Below are 24,058 nucleotides of genomic sequence, written 5' to 3'. Positions count from 1 at the left end.
CGGCGACCCGCCTCGCCGCTTGTTCGGCGCCACGAATCCACCGAAAGCCTGGGTCGTCGGCCTCAACTGGTCCCCCACCGGAACGCACCTGGCGGTCTGACCGCAGTTTGAGTGCCCTCCCCGCGACGGGTTTCACGGTCCCGGACGCGCGTCCGCCCGACCGCGTGGGTGTGGTCGGGGTGGACGGGCCGGGAGGGGTCAGCGCGTGGGGTTGGCGCCGAGGACCGCGGGCGTCGCGGCCGGAGCGGGGACCGAGTCACCCCCGGCGGGACGGACGGTGGCCAGCAGCGCGACGGCGGCGACGGCCTGGACGCCCATGATCAGGGCCAGGGCGACGGGCTCCTGGACGTCCAGCAGGACCATGGTGGCGTTGGTGGCGAAGTGCACCGCGATGGAGGCCAGGACCCCGGCGCGCTCGTAGGCGTAGCAGCAGAGCATCGCCATGGGGATGGAGCTGACGGTGAAGAGCACGCCGCTGGGGCTGGTCGCGCCGAGGTCGTGCTGGACGGTGTCGGCGATGAAGAACAGCGGCAGGTGCCACACGCCCCAGATGGCGCCGAGGATGAGGGACACCTGGTACCGGTTCATGGTGGCGCGCATCCGGGGGTAGGCGGTGCCGCGCCAGCCGGGCTCTTCCGACAGCGGTCCCCCGATGATCAGGCCGACGAGGAACGCCGCGGGGCCGCCGAAGTCCGCCATGATGTCCATCGCTCCGTCCCAGCTGGGGGCGGGAGCGCCGGCGGCATGGGCGATGAAGGCGGCGGCCAGGACGAGGCCGGAGGCCGCCACGAGCAGCAGTGGCGCCCAGGCGAGGTTGGCGGGACGGAAGCGGACGGTGCCCTCGGGGGCTGGCCGGCCGCGGCGCCCGCGCCGGATGCGGATCACCAGAGCGCCGACCAGCGGCCCGAAGGCGCCGAGCATGTGGAACGCGCCCGTCAGCGGGCTCGACGAACCGCTCAGCCCGATCGCCGCGGCCCAGGAGGCCCAGCTGACGGTGAAGGCGATGGCGAAGAACAGAGTCAGGTCGCCTCGGTAGCGGGCGGGGGCGGCGTGGCGTGCGGGTGCGGTGGTCATGCCGAGATTCCTCTGGTCAAGGGAGCGGGAGCGCCTCCGGAAGGAGCGGCGGCGCGATCTTGCGACGTCGAACATACAGCGTTGGATTAGATCCAACAACGTATGAGAGCAAGTACAGTGTCGGACATGGCTGATTCAGGCTCCGACCAGCACTTCGACAGCGTCTTCACTCGCCCGCCGCGCGGCCGGCGCTCCCAGCCGGCGCTCAGCCGCGAGCGCATCGTCGCCGCCACGATCGCGCTGCTGGACCGCGAGGGCGCCCCCGCACTGACGATGCGCAAGCTCGCCGCCGAACTCGGCGTCCACGCCACGAGCCTCTACTGGTACGTCCAGCGCCGCGAAGACCTGGTGGACCTGGCGGTGGACGAGATCCTCACCGAGGCCGCGTCGGCGCTGCCGGGCCCCGAGGTGCCCTGGCGCACCGCCGTCAAGCAGACCGCCGGACTGTTCTACGCGGCGCTGACCAGCCACTCCTGGGCGGCGGAGTTCGCCGGCTCCCGGCCCCTGATCGGCCCGAACGCGATCGCCCTGTCACGGCGGATCGTCACCGCGCTCCAGGAATGCAGCGCAAGCGAGGAGTTCCAGGCCGTCGCGATCCGCGCGTTCTCCAACCAGATTCTCGGCGCGGCCGCCACCGCCGTCGCGATGCGCCGGATGCGTCAGGCCGAAGCGGACAGGCACGACGAGGCCCTCGCCGCGGCGGTCTCGGAATCCGACGCCCTCGCCACCGACAACGAATACTTCGACCAGGTACTCGACCTGCTCCTGGCAGGCGTCGACGCCTACCCCGAATGATCGTCGCCGGGCTCGCCGCCGCAAGGAGCGGCAACGCCGGCACCTGCCGGACGGGGCCGCCGCCGGGTGAGAGCGATGTCGCTGACGTCGTCCCGCCGCCTGGTCGCCGCCGCGCTCCCCGCGTTGCCGAATTGGCCGACACGCCCGCAAGTATCGTGCGCGGTGGTGGAAGGGCACGGCTTTCGACCTGGCTGAACACGACTCCGTCTATGTAGGTGCAGATGATGTGCTTGCGTCAGCCGCCTGGCTGGCCAAGGCTCGTTCCACGACAGGAGGAGCGCCGATATGGACCCCCTCATCACCGGCCTGGCCGCCGGAGCCGCAGCGTTGGCCGACCGGGTGCTGGAGCGCCGGGCTCGCCGTCAGCAGCGTGACCAGATCATGGCCACGATCGCCGATCTGCCACCTGGCTCCCAGGTAGGTGAGTGGGACGGTAGTGGAGGATGGTGGATCACCCTGCCCCAGCAGGTCCTCGACCGGTGACCAGGTACCCAGATCCCGAGGACGCCCAGGATCTGAACCGGGCGAGGGAGTCCTTCACCCGGTTCTATTCGGAACATCGCTCGCTCTCCCTGGTCGTCCTTCGTATGGCACTGCACGGTTCCGGTATCGAGCCCGACGACATCGCATCCCGCATGTGGACCAAGATCTGGAAGGGGTGGTGTGAGCGAGGGCCGGTGGTTGAGGCGCCCAAGGCGTTCGTGCGCCAATGCGCCCGGAACGCGGCAATCGACGCCCTGCGCACCCGGACGGATCTGCTACTGGACACCGATCAGTTAGAGAGTGTGGCCGCTCGCCAGGACGCCGACTGTGGCGGGCTTGAGCCCGCCTCATCACCGGGCCCATGTCACCCGCAGGTGCTGCTGACCGACCCCCGGTTGATCGCTGCGGTCCAAGAGCTCACGCCGATCGAACGGTTGGTCGTACTGACCTGGGTCGAGTCCGTCCCCCCACCGACCTCTGCGCAGATCGCCCGGATTCTCGGGGTCCCCAGCGCGAGCACTGTCCGCGGGCATCGGATGCGAGCACTCAAGAAGCTGCGCGACATCTTCGACGTGCCAGGCACCGGGCAGGAGGGATGAATACATGAGGGACAACCGACTCGGGACCCGTAGGCACGAAGATTGCGATCTGCAGCGGATGCTCGGCTCGGCGTTGGCGGAGGAGGCCGAGGCCGACCAGCTGACCGCCGCGCCCTCCACCATCGCCGCAGAACTTGCGGTCATCATGGATCCGCAGGCCCAGCAGCAAGTCCACCAGCCGCTTTCCCCGCCCGACTCAGATCTGGAAACCGAACGTCCCGTCCCACCGGATGTAATGGGGCAGAACTGCTCGATCTTCATCGTCGACATCGCCGGGTTCTCTTCGCCGACGCGCACCGACGCCGACCGCGACTGCATCCGGACCGTGATGTACGACCTGATGGATCAGGCGTTCACTGCCGCCGGCCTTGACCTCGTCCGCCTCTACCAGGAGGACCGCGGCGACGGCGCGCTCGTCATCGTCCCGCCGACGACGCCGACCACCCAGGTCGTCGGCCCGATGCTCGCGCACCTGGCGGCGGGGCTGCGGCGGCACAACCGGCGCGCTGACGACGCCACCCGGCTGCAACTGCGAGTCGCGCTGGACGTCGGCCCTGTGCACCACGACCCCCAGGACGGTGTGCATGGCTTCGCCATCATCAGGACGGCGCGGATGTTGAACGCCCGGGTGGTGAAGCAGCGCGTCGCCGAGACCGGCGCCGACCTGGCGTTCATCACGTCGGACTTCGTGTACGACTCGGTGATCACGCCCGCCCCCGGCCTCGTCGATCCGAGCCGCTACTCGCGGGTCCAAGTCCAGGTGAAGGAGACGTCGCTGTCGGCATGGCTGGCGCTGGAAGGCGGTGTATCCCGGCTTAGCACCTTGTAACAGTTCACGCCTTCGCGCGACTCGCCCCACCCCGGGGGATCAGCAGGCGACCGGACGGCCGCGATCGCCAGAATTGCCCGATCCTCCGCGACTCCAGGGACTTCGTCCGAGATCTCTATCTCGGACGGAGTCCCTGTCGCTTCCCGGGATGTCCGTTCCCCCGCGCCCGGTGTGCACATGGTGTGCATGGGACGTCGGCGGAGTGCGCTCGTGCCGGCTGCGGCCGGGTGCCGCCGCACTCGGGTCCGGCTACCACGGCGACTCCGCATATACGCTCATGACTCCCCCGGCAGGTCTCGCATTCCGCGCAGCGGCGAGAAGTAGATGATCACCCAGATGCAGGCCAGTCCTGCTGCGCTCACCCACAGGGCGGCGCGCGCACCGGCGAGCTGCGCGACCAGGCCGCCGACGCCCGCGCCGATCGCCAGCGCCCCGGTCATCAAGAAACGCATGGTGGCGTTCATCCGGCCGAGCATCGCGTCCGGAGTGGCCCGCTGGCGAAAGCTGACCTGGACGACGTTGTCGATGCCCGCCTTCATGGTGACCAGCAACCACGCGCCGCCCGCCACGAAAAGCCACGGGCCGTTGTCGATCAGCGGGACGAACAGCGCGATCGGAGCGACCGCCGCACCGGCGATCCACAGCATCCGGCCGTGTCCGACCCGGTGCGCGACACGCCGGGCCAGCAGTGCGCCGGTGAGGACTCCGACGCCGCCGATCGACAGGTACGCGCCGAGCGCGGTCTCCGACAGATGGAGCTGCCGCACGAAGATGATCGGCATGATGACGAGATTGACCTGAAATGAGAAGTTGGTCAGCGCGCCGGCGAAGGCGATCGGCCGCAGAATCGGGTGGCCGAGGACGAACCGCAGCCCGTCCCGCATCTCGCGTGGCAGATCGCGGTCGGTCCCCCGCTCGGACTTGGCCTCCGGCCGCCGGATGCGCATCAGCATCAGCGCCGACAACAGGAAGCCGGCGATGTCCACCATGACGGCCCCGGCGGCGGTCACGGCCGCGACCAGGTAGCCGCCGACGCTGCGTCCGGCCACCTCGCTGCCCGCGTTCAGGCTGCTGATGCCGGTGTTCGCGGCCATCAGCCGGTCACGGCCGGCCACGTGCGGCAGGTAGCTCTGCGCGGCGACATCGTCGAAGACGGTGCCGACACCGCTCAGCAGGACCACCGCGTACAGCTGGTAGATGGTGAGGGAGTCCAGCACCCAGGCGATCGGTACGGTGGCCATCAGCACGGCCCGCGACACCTGCGCGACGATCATCACCGGGCGCCGCCTCATGCGGTCCACCCAGACTCCGGCGGGGAGCCCGACCAGCAGGAACGCGGCGAAGCTGAGCGCACCGAGCAGGCCGACCTGGCCCGCGGTGGCGTTCAGCTCGGTCACCGCGATCAGCGGGATCGCGATATAGCTGACCTGTGCGCCGATCTTGCTGACCAGCGCGGCGCTGAACAGCCACCGGTAGCCGGGATCCCGGAAGATGGACGGCTCGCGCTCCGGAACTCGCTCGGTCCGGCCGCCTGACTTGGTCGCGACGGCGCTCTCCTGCGGCGCCTGTTCCTCCTCCTGCGCGCTCATCGCGTCTCTAACCTGACGCGACTGGTGGGATCCCTCGTGATCAGAACCAGCCGCTGCCCCTTGTCGAGCGCGTACTGTCGGACTAGGTCCGAATGGCGACGCCGACTCACATTTTTTTTAGTACGCGGAACGAGAATGCTCAATTTCCCGCCGCCCTTCCAAGGAATTGGCCCACGATTCGAAGATACGGTGGCCATGCGCGGCGAATCGACGGCTGGGGCATGAATGTTTCTGGGCTGTACCTTCCAGTGATGCTTAAACCGGCAGCTCGCTGAACCATTCAGGCTGCCGGGTGTCCGCACCGCGCACCTGGCCCGGTGGGCGTCGGGCGAGACCGCTCGGGAGCTGACCCGTCGGGCAGTCCAGTGGTGGAAGGCACATCCTTGACGGAGCTGTTACCCCTGCCCCGCCGAGACCCTGCCCGGTCGCCGCATCGAACCGAGCGCCGGAGTGATCTGCCGAAGAGCGGATGTCATCTGCCGGATGTGGCGCTGGGGTGCTCCAGCGCCCAGGCGCAGATGGCGGACAGCGGCTCCTGCAGGGTCTTTCCGAGTGGGGTCAGGGCGTACTCGACATGCTGCGGGGCGGTGTCTTTGAGCACCCGTCGTTCGACCAGCCCGTCCCTTTCCATGCTCCACAGGGTCTCGGTCAGGACCTTTTGCGTGACGCCGGGCAGCCTGCGGCGCAGTTCGGCGTGCCGCTGCGGTCCGGCGAGCAGCGCGTAGATCAGCAGGATCCGCCACTTGGCGGCCAGTCGCTCAAGCGCCTGCCGGGTCGCGCAGCTTTCTTCCAGGACGTCGGGTATCACCAGTGCCAAGGGGATCTCCCGTGTGGATGGGCACTTCGAAGTGCCTTCTGGCCGGTCCAAGATCAGGGCGCTTAGTGTCCCAGGCATGACAGAGCTTAAGGTCCATACGTACACGGCGGCAGAGCCCGGGATCTTCGTCAACAGCTATCTGCTGGAGACGGACGACGGCGTCGTGCTCGTCGACGCCGGGCTGCTGGTATCCGACGCGCGGGCACTGGCGGCACGGGTCGCGGCGTTGCGCAAGCCGCTGGTGGCGGCATTCGTGACGCATCCCCATCCGGATCATTTCAACGGGCTGCCGTACGTGGTCGACGATGATGTGCCGGTCTACGCGACGGCGCCGGTCGCCAAGACGATCGAGCAGACCGCCGTCGCCAAGCGGGAGCAGTGGCGGCCCGTCTACGGCGACGAGTGGCCGGACCGGTTCCGGGTGCCGGACCGCCTGCTGGACGGCGGCGGCACCGTCGAGGTCGCCGGGCTGCGCGTCCATGTGCACGACGTCGGGGCCGCCGAGAGCCATGCCGACTCCTATCTCCTCGTCGAGGCCGGTCAGAAGCGGAAAGCCTTCATCGGTGACCTGGCCTTCGACGGCGTCCACTCCTACACCGCGGACGGGCACTCCGGTGCGTGGCTGGGGACGCTCGATCGGCTGGTGGACGAACTGGCCGGTGTGCCGCTGTATCCGGGACACGGCGCACCCGGCGATCTCGGCCTGCTGACCCGGCAGCGGCAGTACCTGCTGATGTTCCGCGAGGCGGTGGGACGTTTGGCGGCCGGTGCGCCGAGTCTGAGCGAGGCGCAGAAACGGGAGCTGACGCAGATCATGACCCGTTTCCTGCCGGAGGCGCCCCTGGACTGGCTGGTCGGCCTGGGCGCGGACGCCGTCGCCGCCGAACTCGCCGCCTGATCGAGGATCAACACACGGGAGAACTCATGACAGCCGTCAAAGCCGAACGAGTCACCTTCAGCAGCGAAGGCATCGAGCTGGTAGGCGAGCTCCGGCTTCCGGACACCGACGATCCGCGACCCGCCGTCGCGCTCACCGGCCCCTTCACCGGGGTGAAAGAGCAAGTCCTCGGCACCTACGCCGAGCTCCTCGCCCAGGCCGGACTCGTCACGCTCGCTTTCGACCACCGGGGCTTCGGGGAAAGCGCCGGACACCGTCAACACGAGGATGTTCAAGGGAAACTGGCCGACCTGAGGGCCGCGGTCGGCGTGCTGGCCCGCCGGCCCGAGGTGCATCCGGCCCGGATCGGAGTGGTCGGTATCTGCCTCGGCGGCGGCTACGCGGTGCGGGCCGCCGCCACCGACTCCCGCGTGAAGGCCGTGGCAGGGATCGCGGGGGCCTACAACAGCCCGGCCCAGATCGCCCAGAGCATGGGCATCGACGCCTACCGCTCCGCACTCGGCGGCTTCCTGGACCGGTACGACGAGTACATACCCGCCGTGGCCACCGGTGACGGCGAGGCCGCAATGCCGGGCGATGAGCCATACGCCTACTACGGCACCGCCCGGTCCGCCTCACCGTACTGGCGCAACGAAGTCACCAGGGGATCGCTCCACTCCCTCATGACCTTCGACGCTCTCGGCGCGGCGGACCTCCTTGCCGCCACCCCGCTGCTGCTCGTCCACGGAAAGACCGACGCCTACTGCTCGCCCGAGCTGGCTCGGGAGCTGTACGAGCGCAAGCCCGGTGACAAGGAGATCCTGTGGATGGACGTCGATCAGCACATCGACCTCTACGACAGAGAACCGCACGTCAGCCAGGCCGCCCAGGCAACGGCCGACTTCCTCCACCGCAACCTCAGCGCCTGACGACCGGAAACGGTGAGCACCCCGTTCGAAGTCGGCGGCGGGCACTGGTCGCTCCCGGAGAGGACGCCATCGGCCCGCCCGCCGCGTCCCTTTTCCCGGGCCGCACGGTCACCTGAGCGTCCGCCGCCTCGCCTTGGTGAGATGGGGGTTCGTCAGCCGAGCGGCCCTGGTTCCTTCCCGGCGTTCTGGGAGTCGGGGATCAGGGACGCGTAGACGATGATGTTGTCCTCATAGTGGCCTCGCTTGCTGTCGAAGGTGCCGCCGCAGGTGATGAGACGCAGTTCCGGCGCGCCTTGGTCTCCGTAGACGCTCTCGGTCGGGAACCTGTCCTTGGGGACGCGCTTGATCCCGTCGACACGGAAGGCCGCTGCCGTGCCGTCCTTGCGGACGACGTCGATCCGGCTTCCCTGGCGAATCCCGCCGAGGCTGTAGAAGACACCCGGCTCCTTCTTGGAGTCGACATGTCCGACCAGGACGCTGCGGCCGTTCTCGCCCGGCGTCGGTCCGGCCCTGTACCAGCCGACCTCGTCGACGCGGCTCAGCGGCGGCACCCCGAGCGACCCGTCCGGCTGGACGTCGACCGGGATGACCGGCGCGTCGACCTTGATGGACGGGATCCTGATCCGTTTCGGGACGGATGGGGGAAGCGCCTGCTTCGGGCTCGGGGCCGGGACCTCGGGCATGCCCGCGACCGGCGCGGGCGGTTGCGGTGGTGCGTCCGGGCCGGTCAGCCGGAACCCGACGACGCACAGGACGACGCCCGTCGAGATGATCACTGCGGCCAGCCAGTACCGCAGATGGACCGATCGGCTTCTTGGCTTGGCATGCTTCATGAGCTCAGCCGAGACCCTTCGTAATGGAGCGAACCCGCCGTCCGGCGCGACGCGGCGTCAGCCCGTTTGCGGCCCCCGCCACCGCGAGCACCCTGCCGGGTGCACGTTCTCTTCTCATTCGTCCCCCAGCCTGATGACGTCCCCGAGCCCGGCGGCACCGCGGCTCGGCGGCCGGCCACCACCCTGGGTGGCCGGGCCGACCGCCGAACGGTTCGCTCCACACCTCAGGCGAGGTTCCTCACCTGGCGGCGCCGCGCGGAGATCACGACACCCCCGCCGAGGACGAGCGCGCCGATGCCGGCACCTGCCAGCGTCCAGTTCGCCCCCACGGAGGTGCCACCGCCACCGGCCGAGACGCCGCCGGCGGGCCCGAGCCGCTTCAGGTACTTCGCGAAGACCGAGCCGTGGCGCTGCGACACCGGCACGCCCCCGTGCAGCTCGACCCAGCCGCCGTGGGTCGGCGTGCAGTCCGCGATGACGCGCGTGCCGTACTTCAGCGCCGGCGGGATTATCTTGCCCCGCGGCGTCTCGCGAACCCTGAGCCCGTCCCGCGCGATGACCTCGTAACGGCAGAGGTCGCCGGCGGTGGGCTTGTCGGGCGATGCGCTGGAAACCGCCGCCGCGGCGGCGGCACCGCCGCCCAGCAGAGTCAGGCCGCTCGCCGCCCCGGCCACCGCGACCGCCAGACCGGTACGCGCACTACTCCTCATTCTTTCTCCCTCGAACAGTGATCTCGACGTTTGCCGGAGATGCCCGGCAATCGCTTTTCTCGATCACGCTGCCCGGAGGGATGCGACACATGTCACTCTGGTTGCAAATAACGGGAACAGTCATCGGTGGGCATCATGAAAGGCCCACCTCTGGTAGGTCTCGAATAAGCAAACTGATCACGTAGGGCAATAGCGACATCTCTATTCTTTCGGTCACACTTAGATATTTCGGACTTCCCAGTGATGCGAACGCGCGGTGTAGGACCAGGTTGGAGTCGTCCCGGCGGTGATCGCGCCGAGGCGGCTATGGCAGTGGAGAGATCCCCCTGCACGCGACGGGCGGCGTGGAGAGAGGCGATGAGGCGAGCTGAAACCTCGCGGCCGTAGCGGGCTTGGTACTGGAAAAGACTCCGAGGATGCGCGCATATTCATGAGGCTCTGACGAACCAAGAATTGGCCTATACCACGACCGTCTCCCTCTCTCGTATTGAAGGGTGCGCATTCGGGGAGCGGGGGCTCACTCAGTCTTCTTCGAAACGAGGAAGCGCTCAACATCCGCCTCCCCACGTCCCCATAACCCTCCGCAGGTGGACGCGGACTCCGCCGCGTCCGACGAACCTCGGCCCCCGTGAAGAGGCGCGTGCGCGTACGTCGCCTCGCACGATGTCCAGTGGTCGCACGCCCGACCCCATGAGCACGAGTGCCGGAAGGAAGGCGTCCAGTAGATAGCGGAGGGGCGGACGGGAGGAACGCCCCTCCGCTGGTCTTCAGGTGCGGTCAATGACCGCGAAGACGACCTTGCCGGCGTTGGCCGCCAGGGCGCGGATACCCCAGCAGCGGGCGTACTGGTCGACGATGAACAGGCCGCGGCCCGTCTCGCTGGACGTGTCGGCCGCCAGCATGTGCGGAAGGTCGTGTGCGGCGTCCTGGACCTCCATCCACAGGGCGTCGTCCTCGGTGCGGTGCAACCGCAGGATCACGTCCTCGTCGGTCTCGGATGCCGCGTGCTGCAAGGCGTTGGTGACCAGTTCGCTGGCCACCAGGCACGGCACGAAGTCGTCCATGCCCCACTGGCCCGTGACGAGCCGCACGAAGCGCCGCACCTCCGCGACCGCCTTCAGGTCCCGCTTCACCACCATCTCGTTCTCCGGCGCGCCCTGACCCATGACCTCTCCTCACTGTGTGTGGCGTACAGCACACAGTGAGCCACTAACCCAGCTAAAATTTGCTTACCCGTTCAGCTTGGCTGACGTTGGCAAGACGGTGGCCAGGCGGGCAAATGTCAAAGAGAGGTAAGAGCCATGCCTCCACGTCGTCAGCGGCCCCGAGAGTCCCCCGCCCTCGTCGCATTCGGTCGCCAACTGCGCCGGATGCGGGAGGCAAAGGGCGCCAAGCAGGAAACCATCGCAAAACTGACGAACCTGAGCGGTGCACAGGTCAGCCGGATCGAGACGGGCAAGAGACGCGCAAGTCGATCATTCGTGGAGATCGTAGATGACTTCCTGGAGGCTGACGGAGCACTGATCAGCCTGTGGGAGGACCTGAACAAGGACGGTCACCCGGTCCCCATCTGGTTCGACTTCCCCCAAATAGAGGGTGACGCGATCGAGCTGATCTACTACCAGCTCTGCGTGATAGCCGGTATGGCACAGTCCCCGTCCTACGCGACCGCGATCCTGGACGGCAAAGAAGAGGCGGTTGCCGCCCGACTCGAACGACAGAAGATCATCGACAAGGAGAACGCCCCAACGATCACCTTTCTGGTCGACGAGCAGGCGCTCCACCGGCAGGTCGGTACCTCCGAGACGATGAGAGAGCAACTGGAGCACCTACTCGCACTGAGCGAGCACCCCAACGTGACAGTTCAAGTGGTGCTCAGCAGTGGTGAGCACGGAGGAAACGGCAGCAGCTTCGTGATCGCTACGATGGCCGACATGAGCCAGGTAGCCTATGTGGAAACGGCTATACGAGGGCTCACGACTGATGACCCCGCAGACCTGGCAGCGGCGTCGCGCGTCCTGGCTGATCTGCGCAACAGGGCGCTTCCAGGCAACATGTCGCGCGACCTCATTAGGAAGGTGGCCGAAGAACGATGGACCTGAACAAGGCCAAGTGGCGGAAGGCGACCCGGAGCCTGAACAACGGCGGTGAGTGCGTCGAGCTGGCGGATGTAGCCGGTGCGTCGCTGGTGGCGGTGCGGGACAGCAAGAACCCGGACGGCCCCGTCCTCCTCCTGACCCGCGCGGCCCTGCGGACGGCCGTCCAGTCCGCCACCCACACACACTGAACCTCCGGCACCAGTCTCCCCACCCAAGCGAGCGGCGAGTCGTCCCGTCCCCCTGGCGCGGACAACCGCCGGACCGTACCAGATGGGACATGCCAGGTAACTGATCCGAAAGGTCATCGAGGAGAGATGGACCTGACAAACGCAAAGTGGCGCAAGAGCAGCCACAGCGGCCCCAACGGCGGCAACTGCGTCGAGTTGGCGGACGCGGCCGGCGTGGTGGCGGTGCGGGATAGCAAGGACCCGGACGGCCCCGTCCTCCTCCTGACCCGCGCGGCCCTGCGGACGGCCGTCCAGTCCGCCACCCACACACACTGAACCCTCGGCACCAGTCTCCCCACCCACCCCAAGCGAGCGGCGAGTCGTCCCGTCCCCCTGGCGCGGACGACCGCCGCACACCTCTCCCTGGGCACGGTTTACATCCGTCCGCTGTCTCGACAGCACCCGGGCCAAGCCGGCGCCACCCGCCACCTGTGCCTCCGCGCCCGCTAGCTGCCGTGCTACGCCGATGCGTGGAGTCATGCCCGCGCCTCCAGCTGCGGCGACCGCCTGGCGCGGCCTCCGTCTGACGTCCGCTGACCAGGCGAGGGCCGACCGGCGCACGGTCCGGCAGAGGCTTGGCCTCCGCTCTGGACGCCAACGACGCCCTGCGGCTGGGCCGACACTCTGACTGGGCCGACCCCAGACTCGGGATCTCCCGAGCACGAAGCGCTGCCACCGTAGACGAGCACGTATGCATCTCTGACCACGTACGACGCAGATGCACCGACCGGCCGTCACCGACCGAACACTCAAACGGCCGCTATTTCACGCAGCGAAAACCTTGCAGTCCGAAACACCAGAGTCGTAACGTGTTCTAGTGGGCGGATAAGACATTTGTTACATAGTCCAACGTCAGGATCTACCGTGACCCCGATGACTCCTGTGACCATTCACCTTCATGCGGCCATCCCAGCCGCTAACATCTGCGAAGTCTGACCGTGCGTACTCCGCCAAGCATTTGATCACCGGCCTTGCGCATACCCATACATTTTCGGCGACAGGGGAGAACCGAAGCACCATGCTCATCGGGCATACGTCGGGAGAAGAGCCGGGCAGAGGACTTCGACGCCTGATCGACCTCCTCATAGGACGCCGTGAACTTGAGGAGACCAAACCCCGACCCCGACCTCTCGAGGTCGCGACCGACTGCCTCTTCTGTCAACCGGATGACCCATCACTCAACAGGATCCTCTGCGAAAATGATTTATTCTATGCGCGCTTCGACAACTTTCCCGCCAATCCCGGACACGTCGAAATAGTGCCAAGAAGGCATGTCGTCTCGTTCTTCGAACTAGACGGCCAAGAAATCCTCAGCGCCTACAGCCTGATGCGCGCGGCACGGGACCTCATCGACAAGAAGTACTTCCCCGAGGCGTACACGATCGGTATCAACGACGGCAAGGCGGCGGGGCGGAGCATCGACCATTTGCACATCCACCTGATCCCCCGACACCATGGCGATGTCGATGATCCTCGCGGAGGCATTCGCCGGGCCGCGCCCAACTCCGACCCGGACGCCTGGCAATGATGCGGGCTATCGTGTCCCGACCGCGATGAACCAGCCGGCACGGCCGGCGAAGCGGATTCGGACGTCGGTGAATCCCGCCGCCTCCAGGCGGCCCGCGAACGCGTCCGGATCGACGAACGTGAACCACCGCCGCCCGTCCAGCGATCCGCCCTCCTTCCAGCCCTCCCCGTCGCCGGCGCGCATGCTTATCGCCGCGATACCGCTCGGGACAAGTACGCGGTGAACCTCCGCCAGCGCGCGTTCCATCCCGGCGGATGGGATGTGGAGCAGGCTTCCCGACGCCCACACCCCGGCCACCGACCCGTCCCGGAGTGGGAGCGCCAAGGCGTTCAACCGCAGGTAGCCGAGCGTTCGCCCCTCCTCACGGGATCGGCTACGAGCCCATTCGAGCATGGCCGGGGCGTAGTCACCGGCGATGACCGTACGGCCGAGCGATGCCAGCAGCCGGGTGTCTCGGCCACCGCCGCATCCAAGGTCGAGGACGGGCATGTGATGAGGAGCGAGCCGCGCGAAGTCGGCGACCTCCGTGCGTAGTCCGGGAAACCTGGCGTAGTCCTCGGAGGCTTCACCATAGGAGCTCGCGTTGGCGTCGTAGCAGCCGCAGGTCTGACGAGTGATTTCGTCCACCTCAGACATTTTCGAACCCATCCTCCCCGACCACGAAGCTCAATGCGTTGAGGATATGCCAGATGCGCTGCTCATCGAGGGCATCATGACCATGCGATACATCGAAGCTGACGCAGCCCGCGAACCCGGAACGACCGTTTCTGATCGGCGTGGCGAAGACCGCACCGCGATGACGGTAGCGCTGAAACTCCTCCCAGCCGAACCCCATGACGGAATCCGCGCCTTCCTGTGCCCGATATGAGGAAAATGTGGCCTCGTCGACCAGGTCTCGGGCGAGCCTCGCCACATCAACGCTTACTTCCTGATCGAGCTTCCAACATAGTCCCACAACGCCGACACCCGGTGTCGGACGAATCCTGCGAGTCGCGGGTGACGCGCCAAGGCGGTAAGTGGCCACGCGCGTAAGCTCACCGCGAAGCGGATGCCGGTGATTGCGTTTCCGTTGCCAGATGTGCAGCCCTGGATCGCTCACCGCGATCTCGGGCGTCACCGACCTGCAAACTTCGACCAGTTGCCCGAAGGCGGTGAGGACATGCCTGCGCATGACCAGCCGGCGCTCGACGCGGAGACGTTGAGACCATGACTCGCAAGGGGAGACGACACCGAAGAACCCGGCGGTCAAGATCAAGACGATCAAGATGTACGAGTATTCCCGCTCGACATCTTTCCACAGCTCGGCCGAAGGGAAGCCGTACTGCTTGCCGGCGAGCAGCACCGTTGCCGCCAGCACGATTGAGCGATCTACGGTACGCGCTGCCGCCATCTTCATCTGCCGCTCATCCCCGTTCGGCACACTGCAATCCCGCCGCGCCCTTGCCAGACCATACCCGGGACGAGTAACAATATGGCTATCAGCTTCGCGGGGCCATATTTTGGTCAGTCAGATAAAACAAATAGGTCAGCCCGAATTGCGGTCGAGGTGATCCGTGACCGAACGAGACTCTTGTGCCGGGTCCGATTTCTGTCAAGAGCTCGCCGGGGCCGAGGACGTCACCTTCCGCCGCATCTACAGCGGATCCCCGCCGGGGAGGATCATCGGACGCGGCAGCGCCCTTGCGCTGCTCGCGGATATGTCACCACTGACCTGGGGACACCTGCTACTGATACCGACCGCTCACTATGTCAGCTTTGGTGCCGTGATGTGCGATCACGCCGAGGACGTGGCAACGGCACTTAAGCGGATTGTCCCACTATACGCGGCAAGTTTCGGCAATCCAGTCTTCCTTGAGCATGGCTCAACAATGGGAATGGAAGGCTCCGCATGCGTCACCCACGCCCATATTCACCTGCTCCCCCTTCCGTTCAGGGAGGTCAACGCGCTGATGGCGGGGGATGGTCTGGCGCCGACCACCCTGGGGGGCCTTGCCGATCTAGAACAGTTTGGATATGACGATCGTCCATACTTCTATTGCGGGGACACGGCCGAACACCAGGTGTACGCTGCGATACAGGCGAGGCCCCGCCAATATCTGCGATCAGTTGCAGGGAGAATTCTGGGCATCCCGGACCCGGAGTGGGACTACGCAGTCGTCGTCCGAAAAGACGTCCTAATGGCGACGATGAAGGAGACCGCGCGCTGGAGGCTTTCGCTGCCCTAGCCATTGACACCCCGCGAGAAGTTGAGGATGGGATGGGTTCCATGCAGAGCACCGGCACCGCCTCCGACGAGCCGACGCGACTGGCCGACATCGTCGCGCCCATGTTCGGAGGGCAGTCAGGATGGTCGCAGCGGCTGCAGGACGGAGTCCAGGCCGAACTCATCGCGGGAGCCGACGCCCAAGACGATTGCGCGGTCTTCGAAATCGACGGCCCCATGGAGATCGTCGTCGGATCGGACTACGTTCGCGGGCCGAAATTCCAACTGTACGAACTCGGTCATCTGTCGAACTACGACATCGGCTACTACCTGGCGATGGCCAATCTCAGCGATATCGCCGCCATGGGCGCGCTGCCGATCGCGCTTCTGACGGTCGTCCGTTACCCGCGCTCACTGCCGGACGACGACTTCACGGCTCTCATGGAAGGGATTCGCGACGCCTGTCGGCAGGTGGGCACGCCCAACGTCGGAGGCGATATCGGCAGCGCGGAGAGGATCATCCTGTCCGCGTCCGCCCTGGGCATCGTCGAGCGAGGCGGATCACTGCTGCGGACCGGTGCCCGCCCGGGGGACCGCCTCTGCGTCACAGGGCCGACAGGGATTGCGGCGTCCGCACAGCGCTATTTCGGCGGTCTCGACCGCGGCTCGGCGAAGCTCCCGCCGGCCGAGGAGGAAGCGCTGATATCCGCATGGCGACGTCCCCGAGCGCTCGTACGGGAAGGGCGCTGCCTGAGCACGAGCGGTGTGGTGACAAGCTGCCAGGACACCTCCGACGGCTTGAAGGCCGGCGTCCAGTCGCTGGCTGCCGCCGGTGGCGTCGGCTTCGTGGTCGAGGAGAACGCACTCCCCGTGGCCGACATCGTGGCGGAGGTCGCACGGCTGACCAACGGTGATCTCACCTCGGTCGTCCTGGGCGACTCGGTGGACTTCCAACTGGTGTTCACCGTCGCGGAAGACGGAGCGTCGCAGCTCGCCAAGATCTTCGCGGACGCCGGTCTCGGCTTCTGCGACATCGGCTACGCCACCGAGGAACGCCAGGTACGGCTGCGGCGCGCGGACGGCCGGGAGGAAGAGCTTCCCGGCGTTCCCTGGCGCCACGCCACCTGAGCCGACCGCGGTGCGGGCCACGTCGACGGGCATAGCCAGGCGAGCTTTCGACCATGTGGCAAATGTTCACCAGCGCGGTTGGGCGGTCAGGTGTGGCGGAGGTCGGTGTCGATTCGGTCGGCGAGTTCTGTCAGTACCGAAGACCGGCGCTGCTCACGCTCGGCGGCCGTCGTGTCGGATTGGGCCGATAGCCGGTCGCCGGCGAGCGCGGCCTGAACGGCCAGCATCCGCAGCCGCGGGCCGAGCTGGGCGAGCCTCTCGTCCGGCCGCACGGCGCGGGACAGCAGGTGCACGACCTCCGGGTCCTCGTTGTGCAACACCTGCGTCAGGCTGCTCGCGTCGACCGGCGCGCCGCGGTCGAGGAGAGTCCGGGCAAGGTCCACGTCGACGGCGTGCGCGCCGACCCGCAAGGAGTTCTCGACCGGAACATTCTGTTCGAGCAGCCACGCGGTGACCTCGAAGGCCCGATGGCGAAGGGCCACCTCAAGCGGGCTCAGCCCGCTGTTGATCTCCTCCGCCGGATCGCAGCCCATCGCCACCAGGCGCGCGAGCAGCGCCACATCGTCGTCGGCCGCCGCCCGTTCCACGGCCAGCCGCCGGAGCCGGCGCTGCCCGGCGAGCGTGCCCTCCTCCAGCGCACCCCGCCAGTCGAGCACGGTCGCCTGGACGAGGCGGCGCACCTTCGCCGCGGCCGAGCGGGCATCCGCATCGCCGCTGTCTTCCAGTTCGTCGATGGCGTCGCGCATCTCTGCGCCCGAGTCGACTTCCGCCTCCCAGGGGTCCTGATCCAGGACGAGTCGGCTGAACAGCGCGCTCAGGTCGTCCGCGATCCTCCCGGTGCGGTCACCGGTGGACAGTTCCCATCCGGCTGGCAGTCCCTGCCGCCAGCAGACGACGGTGCCGTGGTCCGGGCCGGCCGCGGTGTCCACGTAGACGCGCTCGAGGTACTCGAAACCACCGATCGGCAGGTGGACGAGCCTGCCAGACCAGTCCGGCAGGTGTTCCTCGGCCAGTTCGCATTCGTGGTCGATCCAGCCCCACAGGTCGTGGTAACCGTCGCTGTCCGGATAGAACAGCTCCGCGAACGACAGCGGGACGTCCTGGCCGTCGAGCTCAGTGCGCAGGTCGTAGTCCAGGCGTCCGCCAAAGGCAGTGCGCCACAGCGCGATGAGCGGCTCGGGGAGCGGCCCTGCGCAGTGCTCGGCCACCGCGCCGAGTACTTCGTCGTCGATCGGCGGCTGCGCCTCCAGGATCAGGCGTCCGGCGAACAGCGCCAAGCCGGCTTCGCTGATAACGCGATGTTCCCGGTCAGAAAGCGGCTCTGGCAGTGCGTCGTCCGAATCGGCCATCACCCCGCGCAGCCTAGGGGCAGGCGTGCCCCCGCTCCAGCCGAGGCCGGCGACGAGCCGTCGCGGCCACCGCTTGACGGCATATCGTTTCTCGTTATTATCGACATTCGATATGCAACGAGGTGGGATGAGTGAGGTACCAGGGGGCGTGAGCGACACGAGCTGGTGGACGTGGAGCAAGGGAGATAGCCGCATCCTGGAAGCGGTCGTAGGTGTGGCCTGGCTGCTGGTGGGCCTGTTCGATGGGCTCGTGCCGATCCTGGGCGTGACCGGACTGCTATCGCCCACCGACACCCGCCAAGTCCACATCGAGGACCTCACGCAGGTACCCGAGGCAGCATCCGCAGACGGTGTGAGACTACGCGGCACGCACACCGCCGAACTGAGCCTGCCCCACCCTGACCTCGCCGAACGCCTGCTGCTCGTCCTTCCCGGACTCGCTCAGACGGCTCTGCTGCTGGTGATCCTGGGACTCCTCTTCCGGATGATGCGCACCCTGCGGGACGGCGACCTCTTCGTCACGCAGAACACCCGGCGGCTGGCGGTGATCGCAGTGGCCATCCTGTCCATGGCCATCGTCGTTCCGCTCGTCGACACCGTCACCACTCATCTTCTGGTCAGAGGCACCGCACTTGCCTCCGAGGTCCCGACCACCTTCGAACTCTCCGGCTCCTACCTGCTCCTTGGATTCCTCACGGCCGCCGCCGCTGAGGCGTTCCGCCAGGGCAGTCGGCTGCGCGCGGACACGCAAGGGCTGGTCTGATGCCACCCGAAGAACCGCACCACATCCGCGTCCACCTCGACCGCCTCCTGGCCGAACGGAACCTCACCCTGGCCGAACTCGCCGAGCGCGTCGGTGTGACCGTCGTCAACCTCTCCATCCTCAAGAACGAGCGCGCCAAGGCCATCCGTTTCACCACCCTCAGCGCCATCTGCCGCGAACTCGACTGCCAGCCCGGCGACATCCTCACCTTCGACAAGCAGTAAGAGGCGTCGGCCGAGGACGATGACTTCCTAAGCTGTTCGCGCCACCGAGTCGGGGCCGCGCCGAACAAGGTCGACAAGGGGCGACAAGGGCGACGGTAAGCGGGGGAAGTGATCGGCTGATGGGAGGCGTCATGCAGCGCGTCGAGGCGTTGGTCGGACGGCTGGCCGCCGCTGGGTGGCTGACGCAGGATCGCGTCAGGGCGGCGCTGCATGACGTCCCTCGACACCTGTTCGCGCCACCGGTGGCCTGGACGGGCGACGGCGACCGGGTGAGCAAGGAGTCCGACCCCGAAGGCTGGCTTGATCTGGTCTACGGCGACGACGCGATCATCACCCAGCTCGACGACGGCACGACCGATCTCGCCACCGGCGCGGGTCGCTTCACCTCGTCGCTGTCCGCGTCGAGCACCGTCGTGTCCCTTCTGGAGTTGCTGGACGTCGAGCCGGGGCACCGCGTGCTGGACGTGGGCACCGGTACCGGCTGGACGGCGGCGCTGCTGTCATGTCTGGTCGGCTCGGCGAACGTCACCAGCGTGGAGGTCGATCCGGCCGTCTCGGCGCGGGCCTCCGCCAACCTCAAGCGGGCCGACCTTGCACCTCGGCTCATCGTGGGGGACGGCGCGCACGGTTGGGCGCCGGGAGCACCCTACGACCGGGTGCACGCCACGTGCGCGGTCGCCCGTGTGCCGTACGCGTGGGTGGAGCAAACCCGTCCCGGCGGGGTGATCGTGACGCCCTACGCACCGGGGTTCGGGTCCAGCCACGAACTGCGGCTCGTGGTGATGCCGGACGGTACCGCCGTGGGCCGGTTCACCGGCTACGCCTCCTACATGTTGATGCGGTCTCAGCGTCACCCCGAGTGGGATGCCTCTGACCGGCACGGGGACCCGTCTACGACCGATATTGACCCCCGGACCATCGGCTACGCCCCGGCGGGTGCCGACCTGGCGATGGGGGCTGCGCTTCCGGGTGTGTGCGCCAGGGGTGCACACGACGGCCGCGCCTACACGCTGCGCCTGTGAAGCGCGGGCGCGTGGGCCGAAGCTCACTACGAGCCAGGCCGCGATTCCTTCGACGTCGTACAGGGCGGAGACCGGCACCTGTGGGATCTGGCGGTGTCGGCCTACTTCGACTGGGTCGCTCATCGCAGCCCCGGACGCGACCGCTTCGGGCTGACCGTGTCACCCGCCGGTGACCATGTCTGGCTGGACCGTCCCGGCGACGTCGTCTGACCCCACTTCGCCCGGGTCTACTCGCTGGGGCGGTCGTAGGTGAGGAAGGCGGCGCCGCTGGCGAGGACGGTGTGGTCGGTCAGGTCCCAGTTGCGCGGGTCGAAGGTGGCCGTGCGGGAGAAGAGCGGGATGCCGGTGCCGATGGTCAGCGGGCCCACCTTGAGGATGAGGCGGTCGATCTCGCCGTACAGGGCGCCGGCGAGTTCGCCGCCGCCGAGCAGCCAGATGTCCTTGCCGTCCTGGCGCTTGAGCTCCCGGACCTTCTCCGCGGGGTCGGTGGCGACGAGTTCGACGGCTGAGTCGGGGCTCTCGGTGAGGGTCCGGGAGAAGACCAGGTGCCGCAGGTGCGGGTACGCGTCGGGGATCCCGGCCTTCAGGCCGATCTCGAAGCTGCGGCGTCCTTCGAGGACGGTGTCGAAGTGGGTGCCCTCGGCGGTGACCGAGAGGGCCGCACGCGCCGGCCCGGGGAGGGTCTCGGGGTAGTTGGCGACGAGGTGCTCGAGGTAGTCGGCGGGGATGGGCCAGAAGCCCTCCGGGCCGGTGGGGTCGGCGCCGTCCGGGCCGGCGATGAAGCCGTCGAGGGTGGTGGCGATGTAGTAGACGAGCTTTCGCATGGAGACGCCCTCTCAATCACTGCGTTCGTAGTACTGTGCTTGAAGTGGTTTGAACCTTAGTACTGCACTTGCAGTGGTGTCAACGTCCCTTGGTGGGAGGCCCCCGTGCGGAAGAACCCGGCCCGGCGCACCGCGCTTCTCGACGCCGCCATCGAAGTCCTGGCCCGGGAGGGCTCGCGCGGCCTGACGCTGCGCGCGATCGACAAGGAAGCGGGCGTGCCCACCGGCACCGCCTCCAACTACTTCGCCAACCGGGACGAGCTGCTCGCCCAGGTGATGCGCCGGACGCGCGAGCGCCTCACCCCCGATCCCGAGGCGCTCGCCGAGACCATGCGGCAGGCGCCGTCGCACGAGCTGGTCGCCGAGCTGATGCGCCAGTTGCTGGCCCGGATGCGGGGCGACCGCGCCGGCAACCTCGCCATGCTGGAGCTGCGCCTGGAGGCCACCCGCCGCGCCGACCTGAACGCCGAGCTCAGCGGGTTCCTCACCGAGGAGCACCGGGAGGTCGTCGACTACCACCTGCACGCGGGCCTGCCGGGCGACCGCATCGGTGTCGCCCTGCTCTACTTCGCCATGGCCGGGCTGATCGTGGACGACCTGACCGTCCCCGCGCTCCTGGAGCCCTACTCGACCGACGACCTCATCCAGCAGATGGTGAGGCGCCTCCTCCCCTGATCGTTCAGAACCCCCCGGGAATGCGGAGACGACCGAAAACCACGACTACCGGCTAACAGGTTGCGTCTCACGCATGTGTACAGAAAGCTCCATTGAATGGAGCCGTTAACGCCGTCGGATCCCGCCCGCATCGCCTCGTACGAGTTGCTGGCGCGGCTCGGGGCGGGCGGTATGGGCCTCGTCTACCTGGCGCGCTCTCCCGGGGGACGGCTCGTCGCGGTCAAGGTCATCCACACCCACCTCACCGATGCCCCCGGCTTCCTGCGGCGCTTCCGGCGCGAGGTCGAGGCCGCCAGGTCGGTCAGCGGCTTCTATACGGCCCCCGTCATCGACGCCGACACCGAGAGCCGTCCCGCCTGGCTCGCGACCGCGCATGTCGCGGGCCCCGCCCTCGGCGCCGTCGTCCGCGACCGCGGACCGCTGCCTCCGCGGACGGTCACCGCGCTCGCGGCGGCGCTCGCCGAGGCGCTCAAGGCCGTCCACACCGCCGGGCTGATCCACCGGGACCTCAAACCGTCCAACATCCTGCTCGCCGAGGACGGGCCGCGGGTGATCGACTTCGGGATCGTCCATGCGGCGGACGGCACCGAGACGACCGGCGGGCTCGTCGGCACCCCCAGCTACATGTCGCCGGAACAGACTCGCGGTGGGGACATCGGCCCCGAGACCGACGTGTTCTCCCTGGGCGGCGTCCTGTACTTCGCGTCCACCGGCAGCCCGCCCTTCGGGAGCGGAGAACTCCCTGCCGTCCTGCACCGGGTGTTGACGCAGGAGCCCGACCTGGCGCGCGTCCCGGCGGAGCAGCGCGACCTCATCCGACGCTGCCTGGCCAAGGAACCGTCCATGCGCCCGACGCCGGACGAGATCCTCGCGGAACTGGCCGGCTCGATCGCGGACGGCCCGGTCGACTGGACGGAGGGACCGCAGAGTTCGCTGATCGACGAGTACGCCACCCTGGTCTCGTCGTACGCCGACCCCGCACCGGAACCCGGCCCGCGGCCGGTACCGCAGCCCGATCCGGAGCCGGAGACAGAGCCGCGCACCAGGCGGAAACCCGAACCGAAATGGGGCTCCATCCCGAGCCGGAGAGCCGAGCTGTTCACCCCGATCGAGTCGGTGCCCCGGCCGAGACCGGAGCCGGAGGCGTCCACCCCACGACCCCGTCCTCCGGAGGCGGCGCCTCCCACGTCCACAGGGTCCCGGCGACGTGGTTGGGGGGCCGTGCTGGCGCTCCTCGCGCTGGCGGGCGTGATCATCTACGTCGTGCTCGATCCGGGAGGTTCGAGTCGGGAGGACGGGTTCCGGCCCTGGTCCGTCGATGGCGCGTTCAGAGCCGCCGTCGTCGCCGACGGGGTGGCCTACATCGGCAAGAAGGACGGGACCGCCGCTCATGACGCGAAGACGGGCCGGCGGCGCTGGGAGTCCAAGGCGGGCGAGAAGGAGATGGTGGCCGGCCGCGCCGGCTCCGTGCTCATCGTCTGGAGCGAGACGCGGCTGAGCGCCCTCGACTCCCGATCGGGGAAGCGGCTCTGGCAGATCCCGACGAACGGGGAAGGCTGCACGACCCGCCCCGGCGCGCTGGGCCGCGTCATGCTGATGGACGAGGTCGAACGCCAGGGCAGCCCCGACCAGATGCGCGTCTCGGCCGTGGAGCCCGCCACCGGCGCTCGCGTCTGGAGCAAGACGCTCGACGCCGATTCCTGCACATCCGATGTGCGGGTCACCGGAGAAGGCATCGCCGTGGTCACGTCCGGCAAGAACGACAAGGAGAATGTCCTGGTCTCCTTGACGAGCGCATCCGGCGAAAGCTGGCGTGCCACGACCGAAGAGGTGCGGACCTTCGCGGCCGCGGGCTCGAATGTCTACACGGCTACCAAGGCCAAGAGCGGGTACCGGATTCGCGCGTACGCCGCGGACACGGGCCGCCGGCGCTGGGACGTCCCGCTCGCCGCCACAAGTTCGGCCGACCCCGAAATGGTCGTCGAGGGCTCGACCCTGTACGTGCTCGAAGACGAAACGCTCTACGCCTTGCAAGCGTCGGACGGGCGCCGGCTCTGGAAGTCCTCCCTCCCGGAAGACATCTCCGGGCGCCTCTCCGTCGCGGGCGGGACGGCCTATGTCGAGTGGGAGGACAATGGCAGCAATTGGTTCCGTACCGTCGAGCGGACCTCGCTGGCGGCGTTCGACCTCGCCACCGGTCGGCGCCTCTGGCAGAAGCGCATCAACTCGGACGCGGATGTCGCCGCGGCCGAGGGGCGCTTGGTCTACGTCGCCTCCTACCGGAAACGCTCGTTCCGGCCGGACGAGAAGACCCTCATCGCCTTCGACACGCGCACTGGCCGGCAGCGCTGGAAACGCGATGCCACGGTGAAGGCCCCGATCGTCATCGCGGCCGGCATCCTCTACGTCCTCAACGGCGACACGATGGAAGCGATCGACGCCAACACCGGCGACGGCCCCTGACCCCCGTCAGGGGAGCGG

General features: G+C 67.9%; 27 protein-coding genes. 17 read left to right on the top strand and 10 right to left on the bottom strand.

Features of this window, described 5'->3' with window-relative positions; translation table 11 throughout:
- Positions 1 to 198 precede the first annotated feature (198 nt).
- Positions 199 to 1,074: a CPBP family intramembrane glutamic endopeptidase gene (locus CHF16_RS33075; protein WP_089330104.1), complete on the bottom strand. Its 876-nt coding sequence runs from the start codon at positions 1,072 to 1,074 to the stop codon at positions 199 to 201.
- 126 nt (positions 1,075 to 1,200) lie between these two features.
- Between CHF16_RS33075 and CHF16_RS33070 the strand changes: the two genes are divergently transcribed.
- From CHF16_RS33070 to CHF16_RS33055, 4 genes are all read left to right on the top strand, one after another.
- Entirely contained in the window at positions 1,201 to 1,869 is a 669-nt protein-coding gene (locus CHF16_RS33070) for a TetR/AcrR family transcriptional regulator C-terminal domain-containing protein (RefSeq protein ID WP_089330103.1), read from the top strand.
- Positions 1,870 to 2,154: 285 nt separating this feature from the next.
- Complete coding sequence (locus tag CHF16_RS40610) at positions 2,155 to 2,352, top strand: hypothetical protein (protein ID WP_089330102.1); 198 nt, start codon at positions 2,155 to 2,157, stop codon at positions 2,350 to 2,352.
- Positions 2,349 to 2,951 carry an RNA polymerase sigma factor gene (locus CHF16_RS33060; RefSeq protein WP_179271820.1) on the top strand — a complete coding sequence of 201 codons (603 nt, stop codon included), beginning with the start codon at positions 2,349 to 2,351 and terminating at the stop codon, positions 2,949 to 2,951. The genes CHF16_RS40610 and CHF16_RS33060 overlap by 4 nt, the downstream gene beginning before the upstream one ends.
- 4 nt (positions 2,952 to 2,955) lie before the next feature.
- Complete coding sequence (locus CHF16_RS33055; RefSeq protein ID WP_089330100.1) at positions 2,956 to 3,780, top strand: nucleotidyl cyclase domain-containing protein; 825 nt, start codon at positions 2,956 to 2,958, stop codon at positions 3,778 to 3,780.
- A 275-nt stretch (positions 3,781 to 4,055) separates the two neighbouring features.
- Here CHF16_RS33055 and CHF16_RS33050 read toward each other — a convergent pair whose 3' ends face one another.
- Together CHF16_RS33050 and CHF16_RS33045 are read right to left on the bottom strand one after the other, a co-directional pair.
- Positions 4,056 to 5,369, bottom strand: a complete 1,314-nt coding sequence (locus CHF16_RS33050; protein WP_089330099.1) for an MFS transporter — start codon at positions 5,367 to 5,369, stop codon at positions 4,056 to 4,058.
- A gap of 472 nt (positions 5,370 to 5,841) precedes the next feature.
- The gene (locus CHF16_RS33045) at positions 5,842 to 6,177 is read right to left on the bottom strand and encodes a winged helix-turn-helix transcriptional regulator (protein WP_245869653.1); all 336 of its coding nucleotides are present in this window, start codon (positions 6,175 to 6,177) and stop codon (positions 5,842 to 5,844) included.
- A gap of 85 nt (positions 6,178 to 6,262) precedes the next feature.
- Between CHF16_RS33045 and CHF16_RS33040 the strand changes: the two genes are divergently transcribed.
- Positions 6,263 to 7,084 carry an MBL fold metallo-hydrolase gene (locus CHF16_RS33040; protein WP_089330097.1) on the top strand — a complete coding sequence of 274 codons (822 nt, stop codon included), beginning with the start codon at positions 6,263 to 6,265 and terminating at the stop codon, positions 7,082 to 7,084.
- A gap of 26 nt (positions 7,085 to 7,110) precedes the next feature.
- A complete protein-coding gene (locus CHF16_RS33035; protein ID WP_089330096.1) occupies positions 7,111 to 7,992 on the top strand; it encodes an alpha/beta hydrolase in 882 nt (293 codons plus the stop codon).
- A gap of 152 nt (positions 7,993 to 8,144) precedes the next feature.
- Here CHF16_RS33035 and CHF16_RS33030 read toward each other — a convergent pair whose 3' ends face one another.
- From CHF16_RS33030 to CHF16_RS33020, 3 genes are all read right to left on the bottom strand, one after another.
- Complete coding sequence (locus CHF16_RS33030; protein WP_245869648.1) at positions 8,145 to 8,768, bottom strand: class F sortase; 624 nt, start codon at positions 8,766 to 8,768, stop codon at positions 8,145 to 8,147.
- 281 nt (positions 8,769 to 9,049) lie between these two features.
- Positions 9,050 to 9,535 (bottom strand): hypothetical protein, encoded by a 486-nt coding sequence (locus tag CHF16_RS33025; protein WP_143228211.1) that lies wholly within the window; start codon positions 9,533 to 9,535, stop codon positions 9,050 to 9,052.
- A 767-nt stretch (positions 9,536 to 10,302) separates the two neighbouring features.
- The gene (locus CHF16_RS33020) at positions 10,303 to 10,701 is read right to left on the bottom strand and encodes an ATP-binding protein (RefSeq protein ID WP_089330093.1); all 399 of its coding nucleotides are present in this window, start codon (positions 10,699 to 10,701) and stop codon (positions 10,303 to 10,305) included.
- 135 nt (positions 10,702 to 10,836) lie between these two features.
- On the opposite strand from CHF16_RS33020, the gene CHF16_RS33015 reads away from it, so the two are divergent.
- The 4 genes from CHF16_RS33015 to CHF16_RS33000 all read left to right on the top strand — a co-directional run bounded on the left by CHF16_RS33015 (position 10,837) and on the right by CHF16_RS33000 (position 13,389).
- Positions 10,837 to 11,637, top strand: coding sequence for a helix-turn-helix domain-containing protein (locus tag CHF16_RS33015; RefSeq protein ID WP_089330092.1), 801 nt, complete (start codon positions 10,837 to 10,839; stop codon positions 11,635 to 11,637).
- Positions 11,628 to 11,822: a DUF397 domain-containing protein gene (locus tag CHF16_RS33010; RefSeq protein WP_089330091.1), complete on the top strand. Its 195-nt coding sequence runs from the start codon at positions 11,628 to 11,630 to the stop codon at positions 11,820 to 11,822. The genes CHF16_RS33015 and CHF16_RS33010 overlap by 10 nt, the downstream gene beginning before the upstream one ends.
- 126 nt (positions 11,823 to 11,948) lie before the next feature.
- A complete protein-coding gene (locus tag CHF16_RS33005; RefSeq protein ID WP_089330090.1) occupies positions 11,949 to 12,137 on the top strand; it encodes a DUF397 domain-containing protein in 189 nt (62 codons plus the stop codon).
- Positions 12,138 to 12,879: 742 nt separating this feature from the next.
- The gene (locus CHF16_RS33000; RefSeq protein ID WP_089330089.1) at positions 12,880 to 13,389 is read left to right on the top strand and encodes an HIT family protein; all 510 of its coding nucleotides are present in this window, start codon (positions 12,880 to 12,882) and stop codon (positions 13,387 to 13,389) included.
- Between the two features lie 6 nt (positions 13,390 to 13,395).
- Here the strand turns inward: CHF16_RS33000 and CHF16_RS32995 are convergent, their stop codons facing one another.
- Both CHF16_RS32995 and CHF16_RS32990 read right to left on the bottom strand, forming a co-directional pair.
- Positions 13,396 to 14,025: a class I SAM-dependent methyltransferase gene (locus tag CHF16_RS32995; protein ID WP_179271818.1), complete on the bottom strand. Its 630-nt coding sequence runs from the start codon at positions 14,023 to 14,025 to the stop codon at positions 13,396 to 13,398.
- Positions 14,018 to 14,785: a hypothetical protein gene (locus CHF16_RS32990; protein ID WP_089330087.1), complete on the bottom strand. Its 768-nt coding sequence runs from the start codon at positions 14,783 to 14,785 to the stop codon at positions 14,018 to 14,020. The genes CHF16_RS32995 and CHF16_RS32990 overlap by 8 nt, the downstream gene beginning before the upstream one ends.
- Before the next feature lie 157 nt (positions 14,786 to 14,942).
- Here CHF16_RS32990 and CHF16_RS39820 point away from each other — a divergent pair, with 157 nt between their 5' ends.
- Together CHF16_RS39820 and thiL are read left to right on the top strand one after the other, a co-directional pair.
- Complete coding sequence (locus tag CHF16_RS39820; protein WP_143228210.1) at positions 14,943 to 15,614, top strand: HIT family protein; 672 nt, start codon at positions 14,943 to 14,945, stop codon at positions 15,612 to 15,614.
- A gap of 41 nt (positions 15,615 to 15,655) precedes the next feature.
- A complete protein-coding gene (gene thiL, locus CHF16_RS32980; RefSeq protein WP_089330119.1) occupies positions 15,656 to 16,720 on the top strand; it encodes a thiamine-phosphate kinase in 1,065 nt (354 codons plus the stop codon).
- An 86-nt stretch (positions 16,721 to 16,806) separates the two neighbouring features.
- Here the strand turns inward: thiL and CHF16_RS32975 are convergent, their stop codons facing one another.
- The gene (locus CHF16_RS32975; protein ID WP_143228209.1) at positions 16,807 to 18,069 is read right to left on the bottom strand and encodes an SMI1/KNR4 family protein; all 1,263 of its coding nucleotides are present in this window, start codon (positions 18,067 to 18,069) and stop codon (positions 16,807 to 16,809) included.
- A gap of 148 nt (positions 18,070 to 18,217) precedes the next feature.
- Here CHF16_RS32975 and CHF16_RS32970 point away from each other — a divergent pair, with 148 nt between their 5' ends.
- The 3 genes from CHF16_RS32970 to CHF16_RS32960 all read left to right on the top strand — a co-directional run bounded on the left by CHF16_RS32970 (position 18,218) and on the right by CHF16_RS32960 (position 20,078).
- The gene (locus CHF16_RS32970; RefSeq protein ID WP_218826961.1) at positions 18,218 to 18,832 is read left to right on the top strand and encodes a DUF2975 domain-containing protein; all 615 of its coding nucleotides are present in this window, start codon (positions 18,218 to 18,220) and stop codon (positions 18,830 to 18,832) included.
- Positions 18,832 to 19,056 (top strand): helix-turn-helix domain-containing protein, encoded by a 225-nt coding sequence (locus tag CHF16_RS32965; protein WP_089330083.1) that lies wholly within the window; start codon positions 18,832 to 18,834, stop codon positions 19,054 to 19,056. The genes CHF16_RS32970 and CHF16_RS32965 overlap by 1 nt, the downstream gene beginning before the upstream one ends.
- Positions 19,057 to 19,187: 131 nt before the next feature.
- Positions 19,188 to 20,078: a methyltransferase domain-containing protein gene (locus CHF16_RS32960; protein WP_245869645.1), complete on the top strand. Its 891-nt coding sequence runs from the start codon at positions 19,188 to 19,190 to the stop codon at positions 20,076 to 20,078.
- Positions 20,079 to 20,305: 227 nt separating this feature from the next.
- On the opposite strand, the gene CHF16_RS32955 is transcribed toward CHF16_RS32960, so the two are convergent.
- Positions 20,306 to 20,902 (bottom strand): dihydrofolate reductase family protein, encoded by a 597-nt coding sequence (locus CHF16_RS32955; protein ID WP_089330082.1) that lies wholly within the window; start codon positions 20,900 to 20,902, stop codon positions 20,306 to 20,308.
- A gap of 105 nt (positions 20,903 to 21,007) precedes the next feature.
- On the opposite strand from CHF16_RS32955, the gene CHF16_RS32950 reads away from it, so the two are divergent.
- Both CHF16_RS32950 and CHF16_RS32945 read left to right on the top strand, forming a co-directional pair.
- Positions 21,008 to 21,577 carry a TetR/AcrR family transcriptional regulator gene (locus CHF16_RS32950; protein WP_089330081.1) on the top strand — a complete coding sequence of 190 codons (570 nt, stop codon included), beginning with the start codon at positions 21,008 to 21,010 and terminating at the stop codon, positions 21,575 to 21,577.
- A 96-nt stretch (positions 21,578 to 21,673) separates the two neighbouring features.
- A complete protein-coding gene (locus tag CHF16_RS32945) occupies positions 21,674 to 24,040 on the top strand; it encodes a protein kinase domain-containing protein (protein ID WP_089330080.1) in 2,367 nt (788 codons plus the stop codon).
- Positions 24,041 to 24,058: the final 18 nt, after the last annotated feature.

It is taken from the genome of Actinomadura meyerae, from assembly GCF_900188445.1.
Classification (GTDB): Bacteria; Actinomycetota; Actinomycetes; order Streptosporangiales; family Streptosporangiaceae; genus Spirillospora; species Spirillospora meyerae.
Note: the sequence above shows the minus strand (reverse complement) of the source record. Positions and strands in the feature narration are given on the sequence as shown.